We start from the raw sequence: 22,814 nt of genomic DNA, 5'->3' as shown, positions 1-22,814 counted from the left end.
AAGCTGAGATAATAGCATTTGTTAATTGGGGCGGAGTGATTAAGTTGTTGTTTATTAGGTTTTTACGTTGCTTTTGAAATGCTGCCGTTTTCTTTATATTTGATCATGAAGAAAATTTTACGCGCAGCGCTTGTTGTACTGCTTATGCTCGTTATTAAAACTGGTGTAACGGCACAAGTTAAAATCGACGAAACCAATTTGATCACCCGCCTTTCCGGCCTGAGTACCCTGGCGGTTGCCGATGCCGAAAAGTACTTTACCGACCACGACTATTCCCTGTTCAGCAAGCAAACTATTCAGCAGCCTACCTATTCCATGGATTTGTATAAGTATAAGATAAAAGACCAAACCGGCAGCTATTTACTAACTGCAATTGGCGGCCAGGTTGCAAGTTCGGGCTGTATTACCTACAAGGAAGAGGAATACCAGCAGGCGGTGAAAATTATAACGGATATGGGCTATGTGCCTGGCGAATCCGCCGGAAAAACCATATATTCAAAAGGTAACATGAGTTTTCTGACACAAAAGAAAACCGCCGCAAATGGTAGCATATTTTATGTAATGACCCTAAGCGATTTGGTAAGGGTGGCGCAGTTGGCAGGAATTAAAAAATAGGGGCGATATTGCAACCGTTCGTCCCGTCGATATCTTTTGGATTGTTATCTGCCCTAAAGAAACATAGTCCCTGGTATACTTTGAATGTTAATGAGGGTGTACGAGGGACGCTATTGATGGTACTGATGCTTTTGAGTATTCTTTGTTTTCATCAATATTAAAATATTCAGTAACCTTAAACGTTATTTGCACTTTTAGGGTATGAAATACTGGTGTTTGCGAATGGGGGTAGCTGCACTGTTACTGACAGTAGCGGCTGGCTGTGGTACGGTAAAGTCATTGGGGAAAAACCCGGAGGGCGAAGAGCTTGCAAAGTTGGAGGCTTTACCTAATTACAAAAATGGCGCTTTCCAAAATTTGACTAAACGCCCTGATTCGACAGTAAAGCACCGCAACCGGTTGCTTTTTATGCTCCGCCGACGCCCTGAAACCATCAGGCCTTCGCGCGCGCTGCCGTGGGTTAAAACTGATTTGATGACACTCGCTGCTCCTGCACCTACCGTCGTTTGGTTCGGACATTCGTCCTTGCTGATCAAGACAGGACAGGGTAATATACTCATCGATCCTATTTTTAGTAACCATGCCGGGCCGGTACCCGGATTGGTTAAGGCATTTAAAGGTACCAGGCATTACCACGCCAGGGATATGCCGCCAATTGATGTGCTGATCATTTCGCACGACAACTACGATCATCTGGACTATCGTACCCTTAAGAAACTGAAAGACCATATTAAAATGGCGGTAGTACCGATGGGGGTAGGTTCACATTTGATTTACTGGGGATTTGATCCTAAAAAGATCACCGAACTCAATTGGAACCAATCGGTCACGCTGCCGGGTGGTCTCCGCGTCACCGCTACACCGGCACAGCACCGCAGCGGCCGCACCTATAGTAAAGTAAATAAAACACTTTGGGCATCTTACGTAATACAGGCCGGGCAATACCGATTGTTTTACAGCGGCGATGGCGGTTATGGACCACACTTTAAACAAATAGGTCAACAATATGGCCCATTTGACCTGGCACTGCTGGAATGCGGACAGTATAGCCCGAATTGGCCATGGACACACCTGCTCTTTGGGCAAACCGCACAGGCTGCCATCGACTTACACGCTCGTTTGCTGCAGCCTATCCATTGGGGCAAGTTTGCGGAAGCCGATCATCCCTGGAACGAACCTATTGAAAAGCTCCTGCCCGCTGCCGAAAAGCTGGGTATCCAGGTAAACGCCCCGCGTATCGGGGAGCCTTATACTTTGGGTGATCCGCCTAAGAAAGCAGTATGGTGGAATTTTGAATAATTACCCTGTTTCCAGTTTTAGGGTTACTAATCTGTGCTGTTCCACCGGACCAGTGTGTACAGTTTGGTGAAAATGTGGAACAGTATCTATATTGCTTCTGGAAAAAGAGCCTGTGCAAAACTCCAACCATTATCACATACCTGCTTGTATTCCGGCATATTCCCTTAACTTTACCCGCATGTCAGTATCTCCTGTGAAAGTACTTTTCTTTTCGGCAAAGCCTTATGATATCGCCTCGTTTAACCAGCATAATGCCAATTACGCCTTTGAGCTGGAGTACCTCGAAACACACCTCGGCCCGCACATTGTTAATGCAGTCGACCAGGGTACATTTGCAGTTTGCGTATTTGTAAACGACAAGCTGACAGCCGAAGTAATAGCCATATTGGCTGCCAAAGGCGTAAAGGTAATTGCATTGCGCTGCGCTGGGTTTAATAATGTACAGTTGGAAGCGGCAAAAAAACACGGCATAACGGTATGCCGCGTGCCGGCGTATTCGCCCGAAGCGGTGGCAGAACACGCGGTAGCTATGCTGTTAACGCTCGTCCGCAAAACACACAAAGCTTATAACCGGGTAAGGGAACAGAATTTTTCGTTAAACGGGTTGTTAGGTTTTAACCTGCATGGAAAAACGGTGGGGGTGATAGGTACTGGCCGAATTGGAAAATCCTTCTGTAAAATAATGCTGGGCTTTGGGTGCAGGGTACTGGCTTTCGACCTGTTTAAAGATGAGGATATGGTTGCCGCCGGTGTACAATATTGCCCATTCGATGACGTGCTGCAGCAGGCTGATATCATATCACTGCATTGCCCGCTTACGCCCGATAACCGTTATCTGATTAACCAGGATAGCCTCAGCAAAATGAAACAAGGGGCCACGCTTATTAACACCAGCCGCGGCGCGCTCATTGACACGCACGCGGTTATAGGGGCGCTAAAAACGGGGCGGTTGGCCAACCTTGGTATCGACGTTTATGAGCAGGAAGAACGCTTGTTTTTTAAAGACCTTTCGGGCACTATCATTGAAGACGATACCATACAGCGGCTGCTGAGTTTCCCAAATGTGCTGGTTACTGGCCACCAGGCTTTTTTTACTGAAGATGCGTTGTCGCAAATTGCCGAAACAACGTTGGCCAGCATCCATACGTTAAGCAGGGGAGTAGCACCCGACCACGCACTGGTTGTTCAAATATAAAAGGGTTTTTGTAGAACGAATGATCGTTTTTTATGGAGTCCGGCGACGGAAGCTCCTGGAGTTGGAAATATTTGTAGCGTCAATGAAAACATAAACCCATTTAAAAGCTTATTATATCAAGGCGTAAATAACCTTCAAGATACGTTATGGAAGCTGAAAAGTATAAACTGTGCCTGTATGTCGCCGGGAAAACCCAAAAATCCAACAACGCGATTGAAAATTTAAAAAAATATTGCGAAAACGAACTAAAAGACCAATATACGATAGAGATCATCGATCTGCTGGAGCATCCCCATCTGGCAGAAGGCGAACAAATTGTCGCCGTGCCTACGCTGATCAAGAAACTGCCGGCCCCTATGCGTGTATTGGTGGGCGATCTGTCTGATAAAACTAAAGTACTTGTAGGCCTTAACCTCATAACTGATAAATAGCCGGCAACTAACCAGCTTGTAATTCCAGGAAACCGTTTAATTGTTCTTCAAGAAGATCGGTGTTGTAATCAGCGCCGGAAGCATGGTTGGTAACAACCAGTTCATCATCAGTTACAGTTATCGTCAGGGCCGGGCCTTCTATCACTTCGGGGAACAAAACATTGATCACATCATATACATGTGCATAATCAATCGCCAGGTTCGACCCTAATTTTTCATTAACATATTCCGCAAACCCGGTCTTTAACAGGTCAAACAGCTTTTCTGCGCTGAGTGGTTTAACATTTTTTATTGTAGCCATAGGCATACATAAGCGTTGGCAACCAATTAAGTTTCATATTGTGGCAATTATATCTTTCTGCTGTTGTTCGATGAAAATGGTAGAACGGAGCCCAAGGGGTAAAATATAAGAAAGGGCCCAAATAAATTCGCTTTACACCGGCCCGAAAAAGAATTAAAAGTTGACATAACATAAAAGGACTATCTTTGCAAAAAACGGGACTGTGAAGAAGAAAGTGTTGATTATTGAAAATGACCAGGATATCCGCCATATTATAGAATTTATTTTACAGGAACACGGCCTTGATACGCTGAGCGTCCCCGAACCAGAAAACCTTTCGGAAATCATCCCCTTCGCGCCTGATGTGATCCTGCTAGACGAATTTATCAATAACCGGCCCGGGCATCGCTTATGCAAGCAGATAAAACAGGTTGCCGGGTTGAAAGATGTGCCCGTTATCATTCTTTCCACCGCCAATGATATTGAGCTCATCGCCGCCGAATGCGAAGCCAACGACCATATCAGCAAACCTTTTGATATAAATGACATCGTGGGTAAAGTTGTCAGGATGATCAACCACTCACTTATTGCTTATTAGTCTGTTTTGTAAGGAAATAACGGCGGCACATAGTAATAGGCAGCTTTCCCTCTTTTAGCCGGTGATATTGTAGCGGGCTTTTGTCCTGCATTCGCCCGGCTAAACATACCCGGGCGCTTTCAAAGCCATATTTATTTTACCGTGAGTTCGGTGTACGTATATTAACTTTAATTATAACGGCCTATTTGTAAACAACTGATTGTCAAAGCTGAATTTTAAGCTTAGTAGTTTTTATGGGTTTCCCGTCAGCAGATAAGCTTCGGGCGAAAGCCGAAACAACTGCTGGCCTGCGCGCTGGGCAGGGCATAGGAACTTTTTGCGTTGCAGGGTAGTAAAGCGATAGGGTCATAAAGCAAAAAAATTCCAGCCCGCAGTTGTTGCGGCTTTGTGCGTGAAAGGCCCTGTGCGCGAAGAAGCATTTCTGCTGACTTGATTTTTTTGGTTACTTTTTGTATCAAGACAAAAAGTAACAGCCTCCGCGGCAATTGAGCGGGGTGAATTCTAAGTTCTAAATAGGAATAAAACTTCGGTCCCCCCACTTCAATTCACATCTTTCCAGGATAAACCCTCACTGGAATTCAAAAAATCCATTCCGCCTCCCTGCCTTACTATTTCTGCTTAGCTATCTTATACAATTTCCCACCATCAGTTGCAGCGTAAATAGCACCGTCTTTTCCGGTAGCCATGCAGCGCCAGCGCTCGTTTTTATCAGCAAGCAAACGTTCTTCGCCTACAACTTTGTTGTTTTTAATCACCAGGCGGGCTATGTGTTGCCCGCTCAAGCCGCCAACAAACAGGTTGTTTTTCCATTCGGCAATATTGCCGGTATAAAACATCATGCAGCCGGGCGAAATAACCGGGTCCCAATAGTAAACCGGTTGTATCGTACCTGCTTTTTGTTGTATCCCATCATAAACTTTTTCGCCGCTGTATTCAATACCATAAGTAACATAAGGCCAACCATAGTTGCCGCCCGGTTTTATCAGGTTGATCTCATCCCCGCCGCGCGGACCAAACTCTGCTTCCCACAGACCGCCGGTAACCGGGTTAAACGAAAACCCGTCCGGGTTACGAAAACCGTAGGCATAAATCTCGGGTTTGGCGTTGGCTTTGCCAATAAACGGGTTGCCGGCAACCGGCTTTCCCTCTTTGGTGATGTGTATAATCTTGCCAGTGGTTGCGTTCAGGTCCTGTGCCTTTACGCGGATATCATTCGCCTGGCGGTCGCCCGATGTAACGAACAGGTTGCCCTGTTTGTCGAACAATAAACGCGAACCGAACTGGCCGTCGCCTTTATAACGCGGGAAGGCTTCCCATATCACCTTAACATTTTCCAGCTTTGTTTCATCGGCCGAAAGCTTGCCTTTAGCCACCGCAAGCGTAGCGCCCTCGCCCGGTTGGGCAAATGTCCAGTAGATCATCCGGTTGGTGGTAAAATTCGGGTCGATGTTTATATCGAGCAAACCACCCTGACCGCCATACTGCACGGCCGGAAATCCGGTAATGGTTTTCACGATCTTACCGTCGGTTGTCAGTATTTGCATAGTCCCCGGCTTACTGCTGATGAGCAAACGGCCGTCGGGCAGCGTATGCATCCCCCATGCGCCTTTCAGATCGCTGCTGATAACCGTAACCGTGTACGGGGTTTTGGTTTTAACACTGCCGATACGCGTTTGCCCCGCAAAGGCAGGTTTATAATTGCTGTTGGCTTTATTTTTTTCAACAGGCTCGCCGGTTTGCGCCATAACGGTTGCAGTAACCGATAAAAGCGCGGCACCCAACATTAGGGGCTTATAAATTTTTGAAAACATACTATCTGTTTTGGTTTGATTCGGTTAAGATACAACTTTAATGATTTTATGTTTAATTGTAGTATATTTTTTACGGGTGGAGGGTTGAAATGTGCGAGGTTTGAAGAGACGATATTGGCTTGCAGGTCACGAGTAGCCATTGCGCTATTGGCCCTTTCGTCATATCGCACCAGAAGAAAGGAAAAACAGCTTGCCAATATCCCGCCAGAAGGCGAGATATTGAAGTTATTGTTTAATGATTAGACAAAAACTATTTACGTCACATTGTTTATTCAATCTCAATACTAATCCTTTAACCATTTACTTACAGGGACATCAATTGTATAATTACGTTTTTGGGTTACAATTCCTCTTTCCAAACCGTAGACGTTGTTCAAATGAACCCCTCTATAATCATAAACTTCTAATAGGCCATTTTCAGTATCAACTGAAAAAAAAATAGTGTTATTTGCCTTGCTTATTCCTGCTTGAAAAACATCGTTTACTTGTTCTTTTTTCTTATTGAAGGTTGTCAACCCTTTATTAAACTTAGCTCCATTTAATACAGCCATGATGTGGCCCCACTTTAATAAGTAAGTATCCTCTTTGTTTGTTGTATGATATTTTTTCAAGCATTGTATAACTTTGTGGGCTGGTGCGGGATCTAACGACGGAACCCAGGTGCTCCAATCAAATTTTTTGTAAAATTTCAAGTATTCGGTATGGAAATTAGAATATTCTTGAGTGTCTGTAATCTCATTTTTGAGATAATGCTCAAAAAAAACCTCTAAAAATAGAAAGTCTACCAGAACAGCGGCAATGGACGATAAAATAGGGTTTTTATTAACGTATTTGTGGATTTTGATAATTGATTGTGAATGTTCCGTTCGAGATATTAACCTAATGCTGCCGCTTTCTAAGACTTGTTTTTCGAAAGCTTCAATAGTCGCAAGACATGAAATTTTTTTGAAAGGTTCAGAATCTACTTGGGTTACTTTATAATAGTCGTCTTTTGAAGGGATTGTATCTACTTGGAGGCAATATGATGCCCCATCCGTGAAATTACTTATGACAGATTTTAGGCCATATAAATCAAGCTCCTGATACTGTAAAAGTTCGGAAATGTCCATAAATATTTCCGCTTGCAATCCGTTTTTGTGTTGAAGTAATGTGAAATGAAATTCTTCAAACTTCATAAAAAAGGCATCAAGTTTATTACTGACAAATAGCTCTTCAAGTAATTGCGACCCTAGGAAAATTTTAATTTTTGACATTTTGATTAACAAATAACTGCTTGTAATCCTCATCAATTTGGTCAAAGAAACCAGTTATACCTTTTACCTTTAACAGTTTTAAAGGCATTTTTCCATTGGGTTCGATTAGTATCTCTTCAATAGTAGTAGAAAGCGATTCTAATTCCTTAAAAAAATAAAAAACCTTAATCTCGTTATGTGAAATTAAAGGCGGTTTATATGATGTGGCGAGTCGGATGCCGTTTAAGACATGATCACTATGTGTTTCGACAATAATTTGTATTCCCGCATTTGCGCACCTAGCTATAAGTTCACCAATTTTAGACTGCGCCCTGGGATGCAGATCACTTTCTGGATTTTCAATGATTACTATATCTCCAGGCTGAGCAATCAATAATGATGTAATTATTGGAAGAGCCGTGGTTTACCCTTTTTATCCATCAAAAGAGCACTTTTGCAAACCGGCCCAAAACAAAAATGATTTTATCGACTGCGTGAACCTTGATGGCTGGACCGTTGATTTCCTTGCAGGGAGAAGACAGGGTTTTGCAGAAGGATTTAACAGCCGGATGGGCGTTGGCCCGATAGAAACCCTTGGCCGCTATGGTAACGAGGTGGGTTTAAAGGAAATGATGCATGCTACCGCGATCCATTTTGATAATGGTTACGAACTTAACGGCTTCGGCTGGGTAACCAATTGCTGGGAACTTTCCCTGCCTTTTGATCCGGCTTTGCTGAAGGACTGGTTAGCCGCGATCAGGAAACGCTGGCCCGGTGTTAAGCTGATTACCCAGGGCGAATTTGGCCTGCTTTGGCGGGCGCACTATAAAAGCAACAGTTTCAACTACCGATTTGTAGAACGTGGCTCAGGCATAGGCGGCTCGGATGCCAATAACGAAATCAGTTGGTTTATGAACAAGGATTTCCGCCTGGCTTTGCTGAAGGATTGGAAAAAGAACACCCCCGAAAAAGTTATAGATTTTACCCGCTACAATGTCCCGGCGAAGGAGCCAGCAGAGATGACCCGCAAATGGAGCCTGTTGGGGGAGATCAATCAAAAACAATCGCGCCCGCAGGATAAACCGGTGCCGCTTGACTCGCTTTCGGCAAAAGGACGTTCGCTGATAGGAAGGCATTACAAGTATTTAATTAAAAGCAAGTAACCGCCGGGAATATGAAAACCGAAATTATTAATAAGGAACTAAAACTGGCTGTGTCCGGCTTTTCGGGCATTGCTGCAAATAAAAATTATGCAGGAACCGCTTTTGCACAAATGGATAAAATGTGGACGGTGATTAAAGCAAAAGCGTTGAAACATAAAGGGCTAAACATTTGGATATATGAAGCCAATGAAAAAGTTTTTGCCGGAGTTGAGTTGGAGGATACTTCTTTAAAGGATACAGGACTGGAACAAAAAATAATTTTGTTTCCCAGGTATGCGTACTACAAACATATTGGGCCCTATAGCCAGCTAAAGCAAGCCGGCATTAATATGCGAAACGAAATACAAAAAATGGGGTTAAAGCCCTGCCTTCCGTACATTGAAATTTACGGGCATTGGACAAACGATGAAAGCAAGCTGGAAACGGAACTGTTTATGGCGGTTGACTAAGCTTGTTCTATTGCAGCGCATCCCGGGAGTGATCACCATTTTTCAATAACAATGTCTTCGATCTCATGAAATGTTTATCGCGGGTAACTAGTATTAGGCCATGTTGTTTGACGGTCGCTGCAATCCATATATCGTTTGATGGTTTTGGTTTGCATTTCTTAAAAAGCGCGGCGGTGATTTATCCGTAGTTCTTCCACGTTATCTGGTCTATTTCGATAACTGTGCATAAATTAAGAAAATTTTCAAGTTTCTTTGAGTGCTTAGGTTTGTTTGAAACTCTTATTGGGTCAACACACTGCCAGGTATTCGGGGTGTTATAGTAACGCGCTATAGATACCAGGGCTGTCGCTTGTCTAACAGCTCGCTTTGAAAAAAATAAGCGCAACCATGACAGTAGATGACGGTTGAAAGAAAAAACGTATTTAACTTGCCGTCGCTTAAACTGGTGCAGCCAATTTTAACTTTTATAAAACATAAATCGATTAATACAATGTCTATAGTTTCCACACAATTCAAACACGTAAGCTATTTATGGGACGATGCCGCCGCTGCAAAACTTGCTGGCGATGAAGTGGCCCTGCTGATATACCGCTCCAATTTACTTGGCGCCGACCTGAGGTTAACCAACTACGGCGGTGGTAACACCTCATGCAAAGTGATGGATAAAGACCCGTTGACCGGCAAAGAAGTTGAAGTGATGTGGATTAAAGGCTCGGGCGGAGACATTGGGACTTTGAAAAAGAGTGGCCTGGCTGCTTTGTATGTCGACAGGCTGCGCAGTCTGAAGAATGTTTACCGTGGCATTGAGCACGAAGATGAAATGGTTGAACTTTTTAACCACAGCATTTTCGACCTTAACTCAAAAGCGCCTTCTATCGATACGCCGCTGCATGGCTTTTTACCCTTCAAACATATCGACCATTTGCACCCCGATGCAGCTATAGCCATAGCAGCAGCAGCAGATGGCGAAAAAATAACCCGTGAGCTTTTTAACGGTACCATAGGTTGGGTTAACTGGCAGCGCCCCGGTTTTGATTTGGGCCTGCAACTAAAGGAATGCCTTGACAGCAACCCCGGCATCCGTGGGATAATGCTGGGCTCGCATGGTTTGTTTACCTGGGGCGATACTGCCTACGAAAGCTATATCAACACGCTTGAGGTAATAGAAAAGTGCGCCGAATACCTGGAAGCAAACTACGGTAAAAAAGACCCCGTTTTTGGCGGGCAAAAACTGCAAAGTCTTGATGCTGATAATCGAAAAAAACAAGCAGTTGCGATAGCGCCCGTGCTGCGTGGTTTCTGTTCATCGCAAACCAAAATGATAGGCCATTTTACCGACGATGCGCGCGTATTGGAATATATCAACTCAAACGATTTGGAGCGCCTGGCCCCGATGGGCACCAGTTGCCCCGACCATTTTTTAAGAACTAAAATTAGCCCGCTGGTGCTGGATTTGGGTGCGGCAGATGATTTGGCGGATGTAAAAGCATTAAAGGAAAAGCTGGCCCCGGCATTTGAAGCATACCGTAAAATGTATGCGGATTACTATAACACCTGCAAGCACCCAAACAGTCCTGCCATTCGCGATGCCAACCCGGTAGTTATTTTATTCCCAGGTGTAGGCATGTTCACTTTTGCAAAGGATAAACAAACCGCGCGCGTTGCTGCGGAGTTTTATATTAACGCCATCAATGTGATGAAAGGCGCTGAGGCCATATCAACCTATACCTCGCTGCCACGGCAGGAAGCTTTTGATATTGAGTACTGGCTGCTCGAAGAGGCTAAGCTGCAGCGTATGCCAAAACCAAAGGCGCTTTCAGGGCGTATTGCCTTAATAACCGGCAGTGCCGGCGGTATTGGTAAAGCCATCGCCAAAAAACTGGTGCAGGAGGGCGCCGTTGTGGTCTTGAATGATATGAATGCAGAACGCCTGCAGGGTGCCGGTGAAGAATTTGGAAAACTCTTTGGCAAAGACAGTTTTACAACGATTACGCTTGATGTTACCAAAGCCGATGAAATTGCAAACGCTATGGCTGCCGCCATTTTAGCCTTTGGCGGAGTAGACCTGGTGGTGAATAACGCAGGCTTGTCAATTTCAAAAACTATAGCCGACCATACTGAAAAAGACTGGGACCTGCTATATGACGTTTTGGTAAAAGGGCAGTTTATGGTTACACAGGCGGCAGTTGCAGTAATGAAAAAACAAAACATAGGTGGCGACATTATCAATATTGTAAGTAAAAATGCTTTGGTGAGCGGCCCTAATAATGCAGGGTACGGCAGCGCAAAAGCAGCCCAGCTTCATTTGAGCAGACTTAATGCTGCCGAATTGGGTGTGGACAAAATACGCGTAAATGTAATTAACCCCGATGCCGTGATAAGCGACAGCAACATTTGGGCCGGCGGATGGGCCGAAGGCCGTGCGAAAGCTTATGGCATAACGGTTGAAGAATTGCCTGCTTATTACGCCGGAAGAACGTTGCTGAATGAAATTATCCTGCCGGAGGATATTGCCAACGCCTGCTTTGCTTTAACAGGCGGCTTGCTCAGCAAATCTACCGGGAATGTTATAAATGTTGATGGCGGGGTGGCTGCCGGTTTTGTGCGATAAATATTATAGAGAAGACAACCAATTATAGACAGATTATGCAAGTTGAAAAATATAAAATAGAAGAGCTTAATCACCAGGAACTGGCCGAACACAAGCGTAAGCTTGATTTTGTGAGCCATAACTTACCTTGGCTGGATGATGTGATGAGCAAACTGCAGGCATTTAATGTGGCCATCCCGAGCTGGGCATTGGGCACTGGTGGCACGCGTTTTGGCAGGTTTTCGGGCGGCGGAGAGCCGCGCAGCCTGGAGGAAAAGATAGAAGATGTGGGCGTAATCAATGCGCTGAATAAATCGAGCAATTCAATATCCTTGCATATACCCTGGGATATTCCTGATAATGCACCAGCCATAAAAGCACTTGCTGCGCAACTCGGACTACATTTTGATGCGGTAAACTCAAATACATTCCAGGATCAGCCCAATCAAAAACACAGCTACAAATTTGGCTCACTGCACCTCGTTGATAATGCGGTGCGCAAGCAGGCCATTGAACATAACATCGAAGTAATAAAATACGGCGTTCAGCTCGATTCAAAGGCGTTGTCGGTTTGGCTTTCGGACGGTTCTAACTTTCCCGGTCAGTTGAATTTTCGGCAGGCCTTTCAGAACACGCTCGAAAGTTTGCAGGAAATTTATACCACGCTGCCCGATGACTGGAAAATGTGGATTGAGTACAAGCCCTTTGAACCCAATTTTTATTCAACAACCATCGGCGATTGGGGGCAATCATTACTACTGGCCAATAAACTCGGCGCCAAGGCATCAACATTGGTAGACCTGGGTCATCACCTGCCGAATACCAATATTGAGCAGATTGTATCGTTACTGCTGATGGAAGGCAAATTAGCCGGCTTTCACTTTAACGATTCGAAATACGGCGATGATGATTTAACAGTAGGTAGTATAAACCCATACCAACTGTTCCTGATATTTAATGAATTGGTTGAGGGGATGGATGCACGCGGGATGACCCATGCAACCGATATCGGCTGGATGATAGATGCATCGCACAACGTAAAAGATCCTATTGAAGACCTTTTACAATCTGTACAGGCAATTAAAATAGCCTACGCACAGGCGTTAATTGTTGATAAATCAGCCCTTAAATCAGCCCAGCAAAATAATGACGTGACCCTTGCGCAGGAAATATTGCAGCAAGCTTACCGCACGGATGTTAGGCCACTGGTTGCCCAGGCAAGCCTGTTATCGGGCGGCGCTTTGAGCCCTGTAAACGCTTATAGAAATTTACAGGTGAGAGAGAATTTGATAAAGGAACGCGGTTTAAAAACCGTTGCGACAGGGCTTTAATAAATATCAAACTAACAGATGAGCGCAATACCTGTAATTGCCGTTTTCGACGTTGGCAAAACCAACAAGAAACTGTTTTTATTCGACGAGAATTATAAGATAGTTTTTGAAAAATCGGCACGGTTTATTGAGACGGTTGATGAAGATGGATTTCCCTGCGAAAACGTGGAGAGCCTGCGGCTTTCGGTATTTGATTCTTTGAGCGAAGTGTTTAGGTTGAAAGAGTTCCAGGTAAAAGCGGTAAATTTTTCAACGTACGGGGCAAGCTTTGTTTATGTTGACGAAACCGGTAAAACCGTTTGCCCGCTATACAATTATTTGAAAACCTATCCCGAAGAATTAAGCAAGGAGTTTTACTGTAAATATGGGGGCGAGGAGCGGTTTAGTTTAGCTACCGCTTCGCCGGTTTTAGGCTCATTAAACTCAGGGTTACAGGTGTATCGTGTAAAAAAGGAAAATCCTGAAATTTTCAACAAGATTAAATATGCCTTGCACCTGCCGCAGTACATGAGCTTTTTACTCACCGGCGAAGCGTATTCAGATCTTACCAGCATTGGCTGCCATACCGGGATGTGGGATTTTGAAAATAACCGTTATCATGAATGGATACAGCGCGAAGGTATCACCATGAAATTGCCGCCCGTTGTTGCCGCAAATAAGGTGTTGCCAGCATTGTTCCCCGGTAATAAATACAAAGTAGGGGTGGGCCTGCATGATAGTTCGGCGGCGCTTATTCCATACCTGATGAATTTTCACGAGCCTTTTGTGCTCATATCCACGGGTACCTGGTGCATTAGTTTAAATCCGTTTAACCACCTGCCATTGACGGTGGAAGAACTTAAAGAAGATTGCTTAAGCTATTTGCAATACCAGGGCAAGCCCGTAAAGGCCTCGAGGTTGTTTGCCGGGATGGAACACGAGCAACAAGTAAAACGGATTGCAGACCACTTTAATAAAAATATTATCAGTTTCAGGACCGTGTCTTTCGAGCCGGAATTAATTGCCAGGCTTAAAAATAAAACGGACGATAAAGGGGATGCCGCTAACCTCAATAAAAAATCCCATTTTGCGGATCGGGAAATTTCGGAATTTAAAGACGAAATTGAAGCCTATCATCAATTAATGATGGATATAATGCAGTTACAGATTGAATCGGTGCAGCTTGTGCTTAAGGGCACAAAGGTTACCCGGATATTTGTCGATGGCGGGTTCAGTAAAAACAGCGTTTACATGCACCTGCTCTCGCTTGCTTTTCCTCATATCGAAGTTTATGCTGCTTCAATGGCGCAGGCTTCGGCTGTCGGCGCTGCCCTGGTTATTCATAAAGAATGGAACCGCAAGGCGATCCCGAACGACATTATTAATTTAACTTATTACTCTGCCAATCAAACGTTAGCTTTATGAAAGTTGGCTTGTTTATCCCCTGTTACGTCGATCAATTTTATCCGGGCGCTGCAATAGCAACCCTGCAATTATTAGAAAAGCTGGGTGTCGATGTAACCTATCCGCCCAATCAAACCTGTTGCGGCCAGCCAATGGCCAACTCGGGCTTTGAGCATTTAACCGGCAGCTGCAACGACCTTTTTATTAAGAATTTTGCCGGATTTGACTACATCGTTGCGCCATCCGGCAGCTGTGTTTTGCACATAAAAGAACATTTGCACGGCGATGCTGATCCGCAGGCAACAATTAATCATAAAGTGTACGAGCTGACTGAATTTTTAACCGATGTGTTGAAAGTAAAAAGTCTTCAGGCAAAGTTTCCGCATAAGGTGGGTATGCACCAAAGTTGTCACGGACAGCGCGGTCTGCACCTTTCGCAAATGACCGAGCTGGTAGCCCCCGAATACTCAAAACCCGGTAGCCTGCTCAATATGGTGGAAGGTATTGAACTTATCCCCTTAAACCGAAAAGACGAGTGCTGCGGTTTTGGCGGTACGTTTTGTGTGGCGGAAGAAGCGGTGTCGGTTAAAATGGGGAAGGACAGGGTAGCAGATCATTTAGAACACGGTGCAGAATATATTACCGGGGTTGACATGTCGTGCCTGATGCACATGGAAGGAATTTTAAACCGGCAGGGTAGCAAAGTAAAAGTGCTGCATATAGCCGAAATATTAAACGCGGGATAAGATGGAGAGCGGAGTAAAAGATCATGCTGAATTAGCAGCCATTTTTAACAAAGATGAAAACCGGGTCGACTGGCACGATGAAACGCTTTGGTGGGTACGGCAAAAGCGCGATAAAATGGCTCATGGCCTGCCCGGATGGGAAGCTTTGCGCGAGGCTGCATCACAGATAAAAGACAACGTACTATCCAACCTTAGCGAATACCTGCAGCAGTTTGAGACAAACGCACAAGCCAACGGAATTATAGTTCACTGGGCAGCCGATGCAAAGGAGCATAACGAAATAGTCCTGGAGCTACTGCTGAAAAACGGTATCCGGAAAATGGTAAAAAGCAAATCGATGCTTACTGAAGAGTGCCATTTGAACGAATACCTGGAGCAGCAGGGCATTGATGTAATAGACTCCGACCTCGGCGAACGAATTGTGCAACTGGCCAAAGAGCCACCAAGCCATATTGTGTTGCCCTGCATCCACAAAAAGAAAGAAGAAATAGGCGACCTTTTTCATATCCATTTGGGCACACCAGCCGGTAATGCTGATCCGCAGCTTTTAACCGAAGCAGCCCGGCACCACCTGCGCGAGGTGTTTTTAACCCGCAAAGCTGCCCTTACAGGTGTAAACTTTGCTGTTGCCGAAACAGGCGAATTTGTGGTATGCACCAACGAAGGAAATGCCGATATGGGCGCTCACCTGGCCGATATACATATTGCCAGTATGGGCATTGAAAAGATCATACCGGAACGGAAACATCTTGGCGTTTTTTTACGCCTGCTGGCCCGCAGCGCAACAGGGCAGCCTATTACCACTTACTCGAGCCATTTTGTTAAGCCACGTGAGGGGCAGCAACTACACATTATTATTGTAGACAATGGCCGGAGCATCCAGCTTGGTCGGGAGGACTTCAGGAACTCGCTGAAATGTATCCGCTGCGGGGCCTGTATGAACACCTGCCCGGTTTACCGCCGAAGCGGCGGACATAGTTATCATACAGCCATAGCCGGCCCTATCGGGGCTATTTTAGCGCCTAACCTGGATATGGAGAAATACGCCGACCTGCCATTTGCTTCAACCCTTTGTGGATCCTGCTCTAATGTTTGCCCGGTTAAAATAGATATTCATCAGCAATTGTATAAATGGAGGCAGGTTATCGTGCAAAAAGGCTATACCACAACGGCCAAAAAGGCATCGATGAAATTGATGGCTTTCACGCTGTCGTCGCCAGCAGCCTACCATACGGGAGGCAAGGTTGGACGCTGGGTTTTAAAACACGCCCCCTTTGCGGTTAACAACAAGTTTAACCCCTGGTTTAAGCAACGCGACATGCCGGAGCCACCGGAACAGTCATTTGGCGAATGGTATAATGAAAATCGTAAGAAATGAGCAGCAGGGACAAAATACTTTCGGCGGTTGCAGCTAATCAACCGCGCTTATCGCTCTTGCCCGATCTTGATATTTTAAAAGGCGGCGACATAAATGTGGTCGAAAAATTTACAGAGGTACTTACGGCAATAGGCGGAAAGGTGATAAACATAGCCAGGCTCGACGAAGTAACTGCATATATTGAAATGAACACCGCCGCTGGCCAAAGGGTAGTAAACTTGCTATCCGAACCACTTGGCATGCGGGCAGCACTGACAGATATTAAAGATTTACCGCACACACTGAACAATATTGAACTGGCAGTTTTGCATGCTGATATGGGCATTGCCGAAAATGGGGCAATTTGGCTGAACGAAAATCGACTAGGTCAAAGGGTAACCCCATTTATTTGCCAACACCTGGTTGTAATCCTGGACAAAAGTAACATCGTACCAACCATGCACCATGCCTATGAAAAAATAGGGGATGAAAAATACGGATTTGCAACATTTATTGCCGGCCCGTCTAAAACTGCAGACATTGAGCAGTCACTGGTGCTGGGTGCGCATGGATCACGTAGTATGACGGTTTTTTTGAGGGATATTTAAGCAGTCCGAATTTGTTAAATTATTGCGAAAATGTTTGCCTAAAACAAAAGTCGCTATTAAACTTACCTTAGTTTACATGCCCGTTTTCTGCTAAAACCTCCTTTTGATAATTTAAAGGGCTTTTTCCGTTAATTAGCTTGAAAAACTTATGAAAGCTCGCGAAATTGTTAAAGCCGCTTTCATAACAAATTTGCTTAACGTTAATTTTATTTTCGATAAGCAGTTTACAGGCGTTGCCTATCCGGATCTCATTTATAAACTGTGTATAGGTTTTTCGTGTTTTTGCTTTAAAGAACCGGCAAAATGAACTTGGGCTGATATTTGCCACTTCAGCAATCTCTTCGAGTGTTATGGCATTTTTAAAGTGAGCTAATGAATAGTCGTAAATGGCGCTGATCCGGTCTTTATCCAAATCGTCGACATTGTGATGAAATGCGATGGATGATAACTGGTCATCTTTGCATCGGCTCGCTGCCATTAAAGCTTCCATTAAGAAGATGATTTTGCCGGGCCCTTCCGTATTTAAATGGGTGTTGAACAAATCAGCTATGTGTTGTTTCGCCTTCCCTTTAATCTGAATTCCTCTTTTTGCACATTCCAGGGTTGTTTTTATTACCCTGTTTTCGGGTAAATTTAGAAAACTATCCCCCCAAAAAAGTTCGTTGAAGTGTACGACTTTTACGTCTGCGCAGGTTTTAACGCCATTATTAAAATAGGCATCGTCAAATCTCCAGTAATGTGGTAAATACGAGCCAACCAGCACCACGTCGCCCGACTGAAAACGCTTAATACTATCACCGATGAATTGAGTCCCATTGCCCTTTTTAAAATAAATTAACTCGACCTCCGGGTGGTAGTGCCAGTGATTATTAATGCAAGGAACTGTATCGCGCCTCACGCTAAACGAATGGACAATATCATTAGTGACTCTAAGCAGTTGGGGCTTCATGGCAAATTAATCGGTAAAACGAATATAATCGCATTCAGCATAATTTACAACAGAATCGACTCTGAAAAGCCAATAATGCCAATTACGCTTAATGATTTGATAATTAAAGAAATTACTGTAGATGATCACTAGCAGAAAAACCTTCAAGAGTTTAATGGGGCGCTTTACGATGGTGCGTTATGATAAGCGTAAAGGCGCGGTTTAAACGGCCAATTGACCTACCCAAAACAGATAAAATTAGTTAATACTGTGCTTATTAAACACAATTACCTTTTAAGAATAATGGCTTTTTTAGTGATCCAATTAAAAAACGATAGCGCTGAATGATTATTAAAGGAAAATGATATGAAAGTTGGTTTGTTTGTGCCTTGTTATGTTGATCAGTTTTATCCGGGTGCAGCTATTGCAACCTTAGAGTTGCTGGAGAAATTAGGTGTCGACGTACAATATCCATCAAGGCAAACCTGCTGCGGTCAGCCCATGGCCAATTCCGGCTTTGAACACCTCACCGGCGGTTGCAATGAGTTGTTTATAGAGAATTTTTCTGCTTTTGATTACATAGTTTGTCCTTCCGGGAGTTGTGTTCTGCATATAAAACATCATTTGCAATCCGATAAAAATGAAGCAAAAGCTGCCGCAATTAGAAACAAGGTTTATGAATTAGTGGAGTTTTTGACAGATGTGCTAAAAATAACAAACCTGAAAGGGAGCTTTCCGCATAAAGTTGGTATACACCAAAGTTGCCATGGACAGCGGGGGCTGCAACTTTCACAAATGACAGAATTAGTTGCCCCTTCATTTTCGAAGCCCCGCTATTTGCTCGATATGATTGCCGGCCTTGAAATAATGCCGCTTGACAGGGCTGATGAATGCTGTGGCTTCGGCGGGACTTTTTGTGTAGCCGAGGAAGCTGTTTCAGTAAAAATGGGTAAGGATAGGGTTGCAGACCATATTAGGAATGGGGTTGAGTACATCACCGCAGCCGATCTTTCCTGTTTAATGCATATGGAGGGGATTTTGCGCAGACAAGGCAGTCCGCTTAAAGTGATTCATATTGCCGAGATTTTGAATGGAGAATGCACCGTTTAAGCAATTGTTAGAAAAAATTAATGAAAACTACTGATAAGGATCACGCGGCTTTAGCTAATGAATTTAACAAAGATGCTCCGAGGGTTGACTGGCATGATGAAACATTGTGGTGGGTAAGGCAAAAAAGAGATAATGCTGTTAAAAAAATACCCGGATGGGAGGAATTAAGAGAGGCTGGGTCGCAAATAAAAAATAATGTGCTGGCCAATCTTTCCGGTTATTTGAAGCAATTTGAGGCTAATGCTCAGGCAAATGGGGTTCACGTTCACTGGGCAATTGATGCCAAGGAGCACAATGAAATAGTCCTTGAATTATTGCAGTCAAATGGCGTAAAAAAGATCGTGAAAAGTAAATCGATGCTCACGGAAGAGTGTAATTTAAACGAGTATCTTAATCTTAACGGGGTTGACGTGATTGACACAGACCTGGGCGAGTTTATCGTTCAACTGGCCAATGAACATCCCAGCCATATTGTATTGCCCTGTATCCACAAAAAAAAGGAAGAAATTGGTGAATTGTTTCATCAGCACCTGGGTACACCGGCAGGTAATGCTGATCCTGTTTTTTTAACCGAAACCGCGAGGCGACACTTGCGGGAAACCTTTTTAACAAGAAAAGCTGCTCTTACAGGTGTCAATTTTGCAGTAGCGGAGACCGGCGAATTTGTGGTTTGCACAAATGAAGGGAATGCTGATATGGGTGCACATCTGGCCGATATACATATTGCAAGTATGGGTATTGAAAAAATTATACCCAAAAGAAAGCACCTGGGGGTGTTTTTAAGGGTACTCGCCCGGAGTGCTACCGGCCAGCCGGTTACAACCTATTCCAGTCATTTTAAGACACCGCGCCCCGGCGCCAGTACACATATTGTTATTGTTGATAATGGACGCAGCAAACAACTTGGCCGGGAAGATTTTCGCAATTCATTAAAATGCATACGTTGTGGTGCATGTATGAATACATGCCCGGTTTACAGGCGCAGCGGCGGGCATAGCTATAACAATGCCATAGCCGGACCTATCGGGTCCATACTGGCCCCAAACCTTGATATGAAGAAACACGCAGATCTTCCGTTTGCTTCAACGTTATGTGGATCCTGCACAAATGTGTGCCCGGTTAAAATTGATATACACGACCAATTATACAAATGGCGCCAGGTAATTGTGAAAAGCGGGCATGCCCCCGTACCCAAAAAAGCAGCAATGGGTGCGATGACAAGAGTGCTTTCTTCGCCTGTATCATATAAAGTTGCCGGCAAGCTCGGCAGGCTAATGATGAAGCGGGCTCCCTTTGCTGTTAACAATCAATTTAACCCGTGGTACAAACAGCGTGAGTTGCCCGTAGTCCCGGAAAACTCATTCGGAGAATGGTATAAAAAGAACAGAAATAATAAACCTAAAGATATATGAGCAGCAGGAATAAAATATTAACCGTAGTTGCTGAAAATCAACCACGAACCGCTCCATTTCCGGAGTTTGAATTTCTAGATGCAGAGTGCATTTATTCATCGGAAACATTTATTAATGTTTTAACCGGTATCGGCGGTACTGTTATCCCGGTTGAAACCATGATAGAAATACAAAATTATATCTTTCAAAACTTTAATCAGGGGCCACGCACCGTAACTAACATTCCTGCCCTTAGCAATGTGGCCGAATTGATGCACCAATCTTCAACTTCGCCACACGCCCTTAGCGATGTCGATTACGCAGTAATTGATACCCGGTTAGCGGTAGCCGAAAACGGTGCTGTTTGGGTTACTGAGAAGGGATTAAGCGATCGGGTCTTGCCATTTATCTGCCAGCATTTGGCTGTTGTGCTCAACGCCGGTGATATAGTTTCTAATATGCATGCCGCCTATGAGGTGATAAACGCTGATGATTATGGCTACGGGACATTTATTGCGGGCCCTTCTAAAACGGCTGATATTGAACAGTCACTTGTTTTAGGGGCTCATGGCCCAAAAAGCATGACAGTTTTTTTAATGATGTAATGAGGCGAATAATGAGGATTTATATCATTAAATTATTAAGACAAAATTAATCATAGTGAGATCATGATTAAGTTGATTAGTTGATTGACTGAAGCACCCTTAACCGGGTGCTTTTTTGGCTGCGATTCGCGTGATATCGGTTCAAACAATAAATTAACACGCAGTTTTAGCAATTCCGTGGTGATTTAATTGTGGAGTTATGCCAATTTTACTGAATAGTTAGATAATAAAACAAAACTAAGAGCGCTAAAAATAAACTTTTTTTGTCCTACCCAATATTTGAACAGCTCATTATTTACCAAATAACACTTTTTTAATTTACCAGGCATTAGATGAAAATTTAAATGTCGGGGCGACCAACATAAACCCAGATATATGCCCAAAAACAAATATTTATTCCCTTTAATCCTGGTTATTTCCCTTTTTTTCCTGTGGGCGTTTTTACATAATATTAATCCAATTCTTATTCCCCATTTGAAAAAGGCATGCCAGTTAAGCGATACCCAATCCTCCTTTATTGACGCGTCGGTATACCTTGCGTACTTTGTAATCGCAATTCCTGCCGGGTTGTTCATGCATAAATATGGTTATAAGCGCGGAATCATACTTGGGTTGATACTTTATGCAATTGGCGCCATTTTATTTGTCCCGGCGGCAAGCGAACGCAACTACACCTTTTTTCTGGTAGCACTTTTTGTAATAGCAAGCGGGGCCACATTTTTAGAGGCCATCGCCAATCCATATATTGCCGGTCTGGGCGATAAAGATACATCAGCAAGGAGGCTAAATTTTGCGCAGTCGTTCAACGGGGTTGGGTCCTTCATAGCACCGATCATTGGTGGTCAGGTTATCCTTTCGGGTATTGAGCATACGCCCGGAGAACTAAAAAAAATGTCGGCCACCGGGCTGGCTTCCTACCTCCAGTCAGAAGCAAATACTGTTAAAATTCCTTACTTAATAATTGCAGGTGGCGTAATTGTTTTAATAATATTATTTCTGTTTACCCATATTCCCGAAGTGAAAGAGGATGATAGTGCAGTAGATACACATACGCCCGGCACAGACTTTTCTATTAAGGTATTAAAACACCGGCATTTATCTATGGCCGTTTTAGCCCAGTTTTTTTACGTTGGCGCGCAGGTGGGTGTAGGTAGCTTTTTCATTCGCTACGCCAAATACGTTGCCGGCACAAGTGAGAAAAATGCGGCGTTTATGTGGGGTTCAATAGCAATGGTTGGATTTATGGTTGGGCGATTTGTCGGCACTTTTTTGATGAAATACATTAACCCTGCCCGTTTACTAAGTTTTTATGCGGCGATGAATATTTTACTGATTCTTGGGGCACTAAATACCAAAGGGGATGTTGCATTATACTCAATTCTGACAGTTCCATTTTTTATGTCCATAATGTATCCCACAATTTTTGCATTAGGAATAAAAGGCCTTGGAAAAGAAACAAAAATTGCATCTTCATTTTTGGTTATGTCAATTATTGGCGGTGGTGTTGCCCCGCTGTTGATGGGTTTAATATCTGATTGGACAGGCAGTATTCAAAATGCTTATGTGATACCCTGTATTTGTTTTGTTGTCGTGTTGTATTTTGGGTTAAAGGGGCACAAAATAATACATTTATAATACTACAGGTTAGGCCCGGGATCAATCCGGCGACATTAATACCAAAGACTATAAATA

23 protein-coding genes are annotated in these 22,814 nt (G+C 43.9%); 17 read left to right on the top strand and 6 right to left on the bottom strand.

The window, feature by feature from the left end; genetic code table 11:
- The first annotated feature begins 105 nt into the window (after positions 1 to 105).
- From NAF19_RS06765 to NAF19_RS06750, 4 genes are all read left to right on the top strand, one after another.
- Entirely contained in the window at positions 106 to 615 is a 510-nt protein-coding gene (locus tag NAF19_RS06765; protein ID WP_252789061.1) for a hypothetical protein, read from the top strand.
- 201 nt (positions 616 to 816) lie between these two features.
- Positions 817 to 1,914, top strand: coding sequence for an MBL fold metallo-hydrolase (locus NAF19_RS06760; RefSeq protein ID WP_252789060.1), 1,098 nt, complete (start codon positions 817 to 819; stop codon positions 1,912 to 1,914).
- 178 nt (positions 1,915 to 2,092) lie between these two features.
- Positions 2,093 to 3,109: a 2-hydroxyacid dehydrogenase gene (locus NAF19_RS06755; RefSeq protein ID WP_256484229.1), complete on the top strand. Its 1,017-nt coding sequence runs from the start codon at positions 2,093 to 2,095 to the stop codon at positions 3,107 to 3,109.
- Between the two features lie 146 nt (positions 3,110 to 3,255).
- Positions 3,256 to 3,540: a circadian clock KaiB family protein gene (locus tag NAF19_RS06750; protein ID WP_252789059.1), complete on the top strand. Its 285-nt coding sequence runs from the start codon at positions 3,256 to 3,258 to the stop codon at positions 3,538 to 3,540.
- 7 nt (positions 3,541 to 3,547) lie between these two features.
- On the opposite strand, the gene NAF19_RS06745 is transcribed toward NAF19_RS06750, so the two are convergent.
- Entirely contained in the window at positions 3,548 to 3,841 is a 294-nt protein-coding gene (locus NAF19_RS06745) for a hypothetical protein (RefSeq protein WP_252789058.1), read from the bottom strand.
- A gap of 202 nt (positions 3,842 to 4,043) precedes the next feature.
- Between NAF19_RS06745 and NAF19_RS06740 the strand changes: the two genes are divergently transcribed.
- Positions 4,044 to 4,418: a response regulator gene (locus NAF19_RS06740; protein WP_252789057.1), complete on the top strand. Its 375-nt coding sequence runs from the start codon at positions 4,044 to 4,046 to the stop codon at positions 4,416 to 4,418.
- A gap of 608 nt (positions 4,419 to 5,026) precedes the next feature.
- On the opposite strand, the gene NAF19_RS06735 is transcribed toward NAF19_RS06740, so the two are convergent.
- The 3 genes from NAF19_RS06735 to NAF19_RS06725 all read right to left on the bottom strand — a co-directional run bounded on the left by NAF19_RS06735 (position 5,027) and on the right by NAF19_RS06725 (position 7,867).
- On the bottom strand, positions 5,027 to 6,229 hold the full coding sequence (locus NAF19_RS06735) for a PQQ-dependent sugar dehydrogenase (protein WP_252789056.1): 1,203 nt from the start codon (positions 6,227 to 6,229) through the stop codon (positions 5,027 to 5,029).
- Between the two features lie 284 nt (positions 6,230 to 6,513).
- On the bottom strand, positions 6,514 to 7,482 hold the full coding sequence (locus NAF19_RS06730; protein ID WP_252789055.1) for a hypothetical protein: 969 nt from the start codon (positions 7,480 to 7,482) through the stop codon (positions 6,514 to 6,516).
- Positions 7,469 to 7,867 carry an AAA family ATPase gene (locus tag NAF19_RS06725; RefSeq protein WP_370362856.1) on the bottom strand — a complete coding sequence of 133 codons (399 nt, stop codon included), beginning with the start codon at positions 7,865 to 7,867 and terminating at the stop codon, positions 7,469 to 7,471. The genes NAF19_RS06730 and NAF19_RS06725 overlap by 14 nt, the downstream gene beginning before the upstream one ends.
- Positions 7,868 to 7,880: 13 nt before the next feature.
- Here NAF19_RS06725 and NAF19_RS30705 point away from each other — a divergent pair, with 13 nt between their 5' ends.
- Positions 7,881 to 8,624 carry a DUF3863 domain-containing protein gene (locus NAF19_RS30705; protein ID WP_252789053.1) on the top strand — a complete coding sequence of 248 codons (744 nt, stop codon included), beginning with the start codon at positions 7,881 to 7,883 and terminating at the stop codon, positions 8,622 to 8,624.
- A gap of 11 nt (positions 8,625 to 8,635) precedes the next feature.
- Positions 8,636 to 9,073, top strand: coding sequence for a GyrI-like domain-containing protein (locus NAF19_RS06715; RefSeq protein ID WP_252789052.1), 438 nt, complete (start codon positions 8,636 to 8,638; stop codon positions 9,071 to 9,073).
- 7 nt (positions 9,074 to 9,080) lie between these two features.
- On the opposite strand, the gene NAF19_RS30700 is transcribed toward NAF19_RS06715, so the two are convergent.
- The gene (locus NAF19_RS30700) at positions 9,081 to 9,251 is read right to left on the bottom strand and encodes a PIN domain-containing protein (RefSeq protein ID WP_370362855.1); all 171 of its coding nucleotides are present in this window, start codon (positions 9,249 to 9,251) and stop codon (positions 9,081 to 9,083) included.
- Between the two features lie 312 nt (positions 9,252 to 9,563).
- Here NAF19_RS30700 and NAF19_RS06710 point away from each other — a divergent pair, with 312 nt between their 5' ends.
- The 6 genes from NAF19_RS06710 to NAF19_RS06685 are packed head-to-tail and all read left to right on the top strand — an operon-like array spanning position 9,564 to position 17,088.
- Entirely contained in the window at positions 9,564 to 11,684 is a 2,121-nt protein-coding gene (locus NAF19_RS06710) for a bifunctional aldolase/short-chain dehydrogenase (RefSeq protein ID WP_252789051.1), read from the top strand.
- A 35-nt stretch (positions 11,685 to 11,719) separates the two neighbouring features.
- Positions 11,720 to 12,994: a sugar isomerase gene (locus tag NAF19_RS06705; protein WP_252789050.1), complete on the top strand. Its 1,275-nt coding sequence runs from the start codon at positions 11,720 to 11,722 to the stop codon at positions 12,992 to 12,994.
- A gap of 18 nt (positions 12,995 to 13,012) precedes the next feature.
- A complete protein-coding gene (locus NAF19_RS06700) occupies positions 13,013 to 14,398 on the top strand; it encodes an FGGY-family carbohydrate kinase (protein WP_252789049.1) in 1,386 nt (461 codons plus the stop codon).
- On the top strand, positions 14,395 to 15,123 hold the full coding sequence (locus NAF19_RS06695) for a (Fe-S)-binding protein (protein ID WP_252789048.1): 729 nt from the start codon (positions 14,395 to 14,397) through the stop codon (positions 15,121 to 15,123). The genes NAF19_RS06700 and NAF19_RS06695 overlap by 4 nt, the downstream gene beginning before the upstream one ends.
- A gap of 1 nt (position 15,124) precedes the next feature.
- The gene (locus tag NAF19_RS06690; RefSeq protein ID WP_252789047.1) at positions 15,125 to 16,501 is read left to right on the top strand and encodes a lactate utilization protein B; all 1,377 of its coding nucleotides are present in this window, start codon (positions 15,125 to 15,127) and stop codon (positions 16,499 to 16,501) included.
- Positions 16,498 to 17,088, top strand: a complete 591-nt coding sequence (locus NAF19_RS06685) for a LutC/YkgG family protein (RefSeq protein ID WP_252789046.1) — start codon at positions 16,498 to 16,500, stop codon at positions 17,086 to 17,088. Before NAF19_RS06690 ends, NAF19_RS06685 begins: the two co-directional genes overlap by 4 nt.
- Positions 17,089 to 17,155: 67 nt before the next feature.
- On the opposite strand, the gene NAF19_RS06680 is transcribed toward NAF19_RS06685, so the two are convergent.
- On the bottom strand, positions 17,156 to 18,037 hold the full coding sequence (locus tag NAF19_RS06680) for an AraC family transcriptional regulator (RefSeq protein ID WP_252789045.1): 882 nt from the start codon (positions 18,035 to 18,037) through the stop codon (positions 17,156 to 17,158).
- A gap of 345 nt (positions 18,038 to 18,382) precedes the next feature.
- On the opposite strand from NAF19_RS06680, the gene NAF19_RS06675 reads away from it, so the two are divergent.
- The 4 genes from NAF19_RS06675 (at position 18,383) to fucP (ending at position 22,757) form a co-directional block, all read left to right on the top strand.
- On the top strand, positions 18,383 to 19,126 hold the full coding sequence (locus tag NAF19_RS06675) for a (Fe-S)-binding protein (protein WP_252789044.1): 744 nt from the start codon (positions 18,383 to 18,385) through the stop codon (positions 19,124 to 19,126).
- Positions 19,127 to 19,146: 20 nt separating this feature from the next.
- On the top strand, positions 19,147 to 20,538 hold the full coding sequence (locus NAF19_RS06670) for a lactate utilization protein B (protein ID WP_252789043.1): 1,392 nt from the start codon (positions 19,147 to 19,149) through the stop codon (positions 20,536 to 20,538).
- Entirely contained in the window at positions 20,535 to 21,122 is a 588-nt protein-coding gene (locus NAF19_RS06665) for a LutC/YkgG family protein (protein WP_252789042.1), read from the top strand. The genes NAF19_RS06670 and NAF19_RS06665 overlap by 4 nt, the downstream gene beginning before the upstream one ends.
- A 375-nt stretch (positions 21,123 to 21,497) precedes the next feature.
- Entirely contained in the window at positions 21,498 to 22,757 is a 1,260-nt protein-coding gene (gene fucP, locus NAF19_RS06660; RefSeq protein ID WP_252789041.1) for an L-fucose:H+ symporter permease, read from the top strand.
- Positions 22,758 to 22,814: the final 57 nt, after the last annotated feature.

It is taken from the genome of Mucilaginibacter flavidus (assembly GCF_024055575.1).
Classification (GTDB): domain Bacteria; phylum Bacteroidota; class Bacteroidia; order Sphingobacteriales; family Sphingobacteriaceae; genus Mucilaginibacter; species Mucilaginibacter flavidus.
The sequence above is the reverse complement of the archived record's forward strand: the minus strand, read 5'-3'. Positions and strand labels throughout refer to the sequence as shown.

Bases quoted from the DNA above. Each gene is read 5' to 3' on its own strand.
- NAF19_RS06700 (WP_252789049.1), top strand. From the start codon at position 13,013: ATGAGCGCAATACCTGTAATTGCCGTTTTCGACGTTGGCAAAACCAAC.
- NAF19_RS06745 (WP_252789058.1), bottom strand. From the start codon at position 3,841: ATGGCTACAATAAAAAATGTTAAACCACTCAGCGCAGAAAAGCTGTTT.
- NAF19_RS06670 (WP_252789043.1), top strand. From the start codon at position 19,147: ATGAAAACTACTGATAAGGATCACGCGGCTTTAGCTAATGAATTTAAC.
- NAF19_RS06690 (WP_252789047.1), top strand. From the start codon at position 15,125: ATGGAGAGCGGAGTAAAAGATCATGCTGAATTAGCAGCCATTTTTAAC.
- NAF19_RS06705 (WP_252789050.1), top strand. From the start codon at position 11,720: ATGCAAGTTGAAAAATATAAAATAGAAGAGCTTAATCACCAGGAACTG.
- NAF19_RS06730 (WP_252789055.1), bottom strand. From the start codon at position 7,482: ATGTCAAAAATTAAAATTTTCCTAGGGTCGCAATTACTTGAAGAGCTA.
- fucP (WP_252789041.1), top strand. From the start codon at position 21,498: ATGCCCAAAAACAAATATTTATTCCCTTTAATCCTGGTTATTTCCCTT.
- NAF19_RS06685 (WP_252789046.1), top strand. From the start codon at position 16,498: ATGAGCAGCAGGGACAAAATACTTTCGGCGGTTGCAGCTAATCAACCG.
- NAF19_RS06680 (WP_252789045.1), bottom strand. From the start codon at position 18,037: ATGAAGCCCCAACTGCTTAGAGTCACTAATGATATTGTCCATTCGTTT.
- NAF19_RS06750 (WP_252789059.1), top strand. From the start codon at position 3,256: ATGGAAGCTGAAAAGTATAAACTGTGCCTGTATGTCGCCGGGAAAACC.
- NAF19_RS06715 (WP_252789052.1), top strand. From the start codon at position 8,636: ATGAAAACCGAAATTATTAATAAGGAACTAAAACTGGCTGTGTCCGGC.
- NAF19_RS06760 (WP_252789060.1), top strand. From the start codon at position 817: ATGAAATACTGGTGTTTGCGAATGGGGGTAGCTGCACTGTTACTGACA.
- NAF19_RS06765 (WP_252789061.1), top strand. From the start codon at position 106: ATGAAGAAAATTTTACGCGCAGCGCTTGTTGTACTGCTTATGCTCGTT.
- NAF19_RS06755 (WP_256484229.1), top strand. From the start codon at position 2,093: ATGTCAGTATCTCCTGTGAAAGTACTTTTCTTTTCGGCAAAGCCTTAT.
- NAF19_RS06675 (WP_252789044.1), top strand. From the start codon at position 18,383: ATGAAAGTTGGTTTGTTTGTGCCTTGTTATGTTGATCAGTTTTATCCG.
- NAF19_RS06735 (WP_252789056.1), bottom strand. From the start codon at position 6,229: ATGTTTTCAAAAATTTATAAGCCCCTAATGTTGGGTGCCGCGCTTTTA.
- NAF19_RS06665 (WP_252789042.1), top strand. From the start codon at position 20,535: ATGAGCAGCAGGAATAAAATATTAACCGTAGTTGCTGAAAATCAACCA.
- NAF19_RS06710 (WP_252789051.1), top strand. From the start codon at position 9,564: ATGTCTATAGTTTCCACACAATTCAAACACGTAAGCTATTTATGGGAC.
- NAF19_RS06695 (WP_252789048.1), top strand. From the start codon at position 14,395: ATGAAAGTTGGCTTGTTTATCCCCTGTTACGTCGATCAATTTTATCCG.